The organism is Chryseobacterium sp. LAM-KRS1 (genome assembly GCF_013184525.1).
Classification (GTDB): domain Bacteria; phylum Bacteroidota; class Bacteroidia; order Flavobacteriales; family Weeksellaceae; genus Chryseobacterium; species Chryseobacterium proteolyticum.
This window is the reverse complement of record NZ_JAAOIZ010000008.1, coordinates 1-5324: the sequence shown is the minus strand read 5'-3', so window position 1 is coordinate 5324 and position 5324 is coordinate 1. Positions and strand designations below refer to the sequence as shown.

General features: G+C 47.5%; 2 tRNA genes and 3 rRNA genes. All 5 read left to right on the top strand.

Annotated elements, in window-relative coordinates:
- Positions 1-107 precede the first annotated feature (107 nt).
- The 5 genes from G9C87_RS20620 to rrf all read left to right on the top strand — a co-directional run bounded on the left by G9C87_RS20620 (position 108) and on the right by rrf (position 5274).
- Positions 108-1624: ribosomal RNA gene (locus G9C87_RS20620) — 16S ribosomal RNA — on the top strand.
- A 214-nt stretch (positions 1625-1838) separates the two neighbouring features.
- Positions 1839-1912 (top strand) — tRNA-Ile (locus tag G9C87_RS20615).
- A gap of 91 nt (positions 1913-2003) precedes the next feature.
- A tRNA-Ala gene (locus tag G9C87_RS20610) sits at positions 2004-2077 on the top strand.
- Positions 2078-2249: 172 nt separating this feature from the next.
- Positions 2250-5004 (top strand): 23S ribosomal RNA (locus G9C87_RS20605).
- Between the two features lie 161 nt (positions 5005-5165).
- A 5S ribosomal RNA gene (rrf, locus tag G9C87_RS20600) occupies positions 5166-5274 on the top strand.
- Together the 16S, 23S and 5S rRNA genes with 2 tRNA genes alongside form the textbook arrangement of a ribosomal RNA operon.
- The last annotated feature ends 50 nt before the right edge of the window (positions 5275-5324 follow it).

Below are 5324 nucleotides of genomic sequence, written 5' to 3'. Positions count from 1 at the left end.
AAAAAGCTTTAGAGAAAAGCGGAAGAAAAGAGATCATTGAAATACAATATAACAACCAAGTAAGGAAAAACTAAAGCGTCAAAACTTTGAGTGAGTCAGACAAACATACAATGGAGAGTTTGATCCTGGCTCAGGATGAACGCTAGCGGGAGGCCTAACACATGCAAGCCGAGCGGTATAGATCTTTCGGGATCTAGAGAGCGGCGCACGGGTGCGGAACACGTGTGCAACCTACCTTTATCAGGGGGATAGCCTTTCGAAAGGAAGATTAATACCCCATAATATATTTGATGGCATCATTAGATATTGAAAACTCCGGTGGATAGAGATGGGCACGCGCAAGATTAGATAGTTGGTGAGGTAACGGCTCACCAAGTCAATGATCTTTAGGGGGCCTGAGAGGGTGATCCCCCACACTGGTACTGAGACACGGACCAGACTCCTACGGGAGGCAGCAGTGAGGAATATTGGACAATGGGTGAGAGCCTGATCCAGCCATCCCGCGTGAAGGATGACGGCCCTATGGGTTGTAAACTTCTTTTGTATAGGGATAAACCTACCCTCGTGAGGGTAGCTGAAGGTACTATACGAATAAGCACCGGCTAACTCCGTGCCAGCAGCCGCGGTAATACGGAGGGTGCAAGCGTTATCCGGATTTATTGGGTTTAAAGGGTCCGTAGGCGGACTCGTAAGTCAGTGGTGAAATCTCATAGCTTAACTATGAAACTGCCATTGATACTGCGGGTCTTGAGTAAGGTAGAGGTAGCTGGAATAAGTAGTGTAGCGGTGAAATGCATAGATATTACTTAGAACACCAATTGCGAAGGCAGGTTACCATGTCTTAACTGACGCTGATGGACGAAAGCGTGGGGAGCGAACAGGATTAGATACCCTGGTAGTCCACGCCGTAAACGATGCTAACTCGTTTTTGGGTTTTCGGATTCAGAGACTAAGCGAAAGTGATAAGTTAGCCACCTGGGGAGTACGAACGCAAGTTTGAAACTCAAAGGAATTGACGGGGGCCCGCACAAGCGGTGGATTATGTGGTTTAATTCGATGATACGCGAGGAACCTTACCAAGGCTTAAATGGGAAATGACAGGCTTAGAAATAGGCTTTTCTTCGGACATTTTTCAAGGTGCTGCATGGTTGTCGTCAGCTCGTGCCGTGAGGTGTTAGGTTAAGTCCTGCAACGAGCGCAACCCCTGTCACTAGTTGCCATCATTCAGTTGGGGACTCTAGTGAGACTGCCTACGCAAGTAGAGAGGAAGGTGGGGATGACGTCAAATCATCACGGCCCTTACGCCTTGGGCCACACACGTAATACAATGGCCAGTACAGAGGGCTGCTACCAGGCGACTGGATGCTAATCTCGAAAGCTGGTCTCAGTTCGGATTGGAGTCTGCAACTCGACTCTATGAAGCTGGAATCGCTAGTAATCGCGCATCAGCCATGGCGCGGTGAATACGTTCCCGGGCCTTGTACACACCGCCCGTCAAGCCATGGAAGTCTGGGGTACCTGAAGTCGGTGACCGTAACAGGAGCTGCCTAGGGTAAAACAGGTAACTAGGGCTAAGTCGTAACAAGGTAGCCGTACCGGAAGGTGCGGCTGGAACATCTCATTTTAGAGCGTTGAAGAACGTTAAACAAAATAAAGGTACTTAAGTGTACCATGTACTTACTTAAAGTAAAGCTTTAGTTTTTTATTTGGTTGATATATAAAAAAATACAACACCCACTAGAAATTAGTAAAGGGAAGAGAGACAAGAGGAAAGATAGAAGAAGAAAGACCATGTAAGTCTGATATCTGGGATCTTGAATCTGCAAGTCTAACAAGACAGTCTCGTAGCTCAGCTGGTTAGAGCGCTACACTGATAATGTAGAGGTCGGCAGTTCGAGCCTGCCCGAGACTACTAATTTTGAGTAAGAGAGTTTTAGAGTATTAGAGAATACGAGTTTTAACGCTCAATCCCTCTAACGCCTTCACTCACCAACTCAACTAGAGGGGAATTAGCTCAGCTGGCTAGAGCGCCTGCCTTGCACGCAGGAGGTCAAGGGTTCGACTCCCTTATTCTCCACAGTTTGTATATGTAAAAAAGAAGCATGTAAACCTCATGACGAGAGCCGTCATTAATACATGAATACATTTTACATTAATACAGAAGAATTTAAGATCATTGACATTAACGGTAAAGACATCACAAAGAGAAAACCGAGCACTTATAAGTGCTTGAGTAACCTAAAAATAGGAAAGAAATCGTTAAGGGCGTATGGCGGATGCCTAGGCTTTCAGAGGCGACGAAGGACGTGGTAAGCTGCGAAAAGCTGCGGGGATTGGCACACACGAATTGATCCGCAGATGTCCGAATGGGGCAACCCAATACATTGAAGATGTATTACCTCGTAAGAGGAGCAAACCCGGAGAACTGAAACATCTAAGTACCCGGAGGAAAAGAAATCGAAGAGATTCCGTAAGTAGTGGCGAGCGAAAGCGGATTAGCCCAAAAGTCTTTATATATTTAGAAGAACGTACTGGAAAGTGCGGCCATAGACGGTGATAGCCCGGTATTCGAAAGGTATATATAGATGATAAATGAGTAGGGCGGGACACGTGAAATCCTGTCTGAATATGGGGGGACCATCCTCCAAGGCTAAATACTCCTGAAAGACCGATAGTGAACAAGTACTGTGAAGGAAAGGTGAAAAGCACTTCGAATAGAAGGGTGAAATAGAACCTGAAACCGTACGCCTACAAGCGGTCGGAGCCCACAAGTTGGGTGACGGCGTGCCTTTTGCATAATGAGCCTACGAGTTAATTTTACTAGCGAGGTTAAGGACTTCAGGTCCGGAGCCGGAGCGAAAGCGAGTCTGAATAGGGCGGATAGTTAGTAGGATTAGACGCGAAACCTTGTGATCTACCCATGGGCAGGTTGAAGCTCTGGTAACACAGAGTGGAGGACCGAACCGGTTGACGTTGAAAAGTCTTCGGATGACCTGTGGGTAGGGGTGAAAGGCCAATCAAACTGGGAGATAGCTCGTACTCCCCGAAATGCATTTAGGTGCAGCGTTGATTATAAGTTTATTAGAGGTAGAGCTACTGATTGGATGCGGGGGTTTCACCGCCTACCAATTCCTGACAAACTCCGAATGCTAATAAATGTTGATCAGCAGTGAGGGCATGGGTGCTAAGGTCCATGTCCGAGAGGGAAAGAACCCAGACCAACAGCTAAGGTCCCCAAATATATGTTAAGTTGAAGCAACGCGGTTGGACTGCATTGACAGCTAGGATGTTGGCTTGGAAGCAGCCATTCATTTAAAGAGTGCGTAACAGCTCACTAGTCGAGCGGTCCGGCATGGATAATAATCGGGCATAAACATATTACCGAAGCTATGGATTTGTACAATGTACATCTGGTAGGGGAGCATTCTGTTTGCGCCGAAGCAGTATCGTGAGGTATTGTGGAGCGGACAGAAAAGAAAATGTAGGCATAAGTAACGATAAAGGGGGCGAGAAACCCCCTCACCGAAAGACTAAGGTTTCCTCAGCCATGCTAATCAGCTGAGGGTTAGTCGGGACCTAACGCGAACCCGAAAGGGGTAGTGGATGGACAATGGGTTAATATTCCCATACTTGCTCACACTAAAAAGGGGACGGAGTGCCGTACCTGCTGGAGACTGACGGAATAGTCAAGGCCTAGCCTTCGGGCGAAGCTGCTGCAGGGAAAGTGCTTCCAAGAAAAGCCGAAGTGAAGCAACCCGTACCAAAACCGACACAGGTAGTCGAGGAGAGAATCCTAAGGTGCTCGAGTGAGTCGTGGCTAAGGAACTAGGCAAAATAGTCTCGTAACTTCGGAAGAAGAGACGCCATCAGCAATGGTGGCCGCAGTGAAGAGGCCCAGGCGACTGTTTATCAAAAACACAGGACTCTGCTAAATCGAAAGATGCTGTATAGGGTCTGACACCTGCCCGGTGCTGGAAGGTTAAGGAAGGGCGTTAGCGTAAGCGAAGCGTTTGACTGAAGCCCCAGTAAACGGCGGCCGTAACTATAACGGTCCTAAGGTAGCGAAATTCCTTGTCGGGTAAGTTCCGACCTGCACGAATGGTGTAACGATCTGGGCACTGTCTCAGCCACGAGCTCGGTGAAATTGTAGTATCGGTGAAGATGCCGATTACCCGCAATGGGACGAAAAGACCCTGTGAACCTTTACTATAACTTCGTATTGACTTTGAGTAAGTAATGTGTAGGATAGGTGGGAGACTATGAAGCAGGCACGCTAGTGTTTGTGGAGTCAACGTTGAAATACCACCCTTTACTTACTTGGAGCCTAACTTCCTTTAGGAAGGACATTGCGTGGTGGGTAGTTTGACTGGGGTGGTCGCCTCCAAAAGAGTAACGGAGGCTTTCAAAGGTACCCTCAGCACGCTTGGTAACCGTGCGTAGAGTGTAATGGCATAAGGGTGCTTGACTGTGAGACCTACAAGTCGATCAGGTGCGAAAGCAGGACATAGTGATCCGGTGGTTCCGTATGGAAGGGCCATCGCTCATAGGATAAAAGGTACTCCGGGGATAACAGGCTAGTCTCCCCCAAGAGCTCACATCGACGGGGAGGTTCGGCACCTCGATGTCGGCTCGTCACATCCTGGGGCTGGAGAAGGTCCCAAGGGTTGGGCTGTTCGCCCATTAAAGTGGCACGCGAGCTGGGTTCAGAACGTCGTGAGACAGTTCGGTCTCTATCTATTGCGGGCGTTAGATGTTTGAGAGGGCTTGATTCTAGTACGAGAGGACCGAATTGAACAAACCTCTGGTGTATCAGTTGTACCGCCAGGTGCACCGCTGAGTAGCTATGTTTGGAAGAGATAAGCACTGAAAGCATATAAGTGCGAAACTCGCCTCAAGATGAGACATCTTTTAAGGGTCGTGGGAGATGACCACGTTGATAGGCTACAGGTGTAAAGTTGGTAACAGCATAGCCGAGTAGTACTAATTACCCGTAGATTTATAGCCTATAGGTTACACTAATTCAAGTCTTATAAGTGCAATACTGGTTTTGCCTTTGTGATGAAATTTACCGATAAAACAGATGTCAGATACAAGACATCAGATAAGAGACTTTATAATAGGTCTGAAATCTGAAATCTATCCTCTGATATCTTATATACCTTCTTTAGGGTGGTTTTAGCGGTGGGGCTCACCTGTTCCCATTCCGAACACAGAAGTTAAGCCCACCAGCGCCGATGGTACTGCGACAAGCGGGAGAGTAGGTCGCCGCCAGTTTTTATTAAAAGTCTCATACATGAATTTGTATGAGACTTTTTTGTTTTATA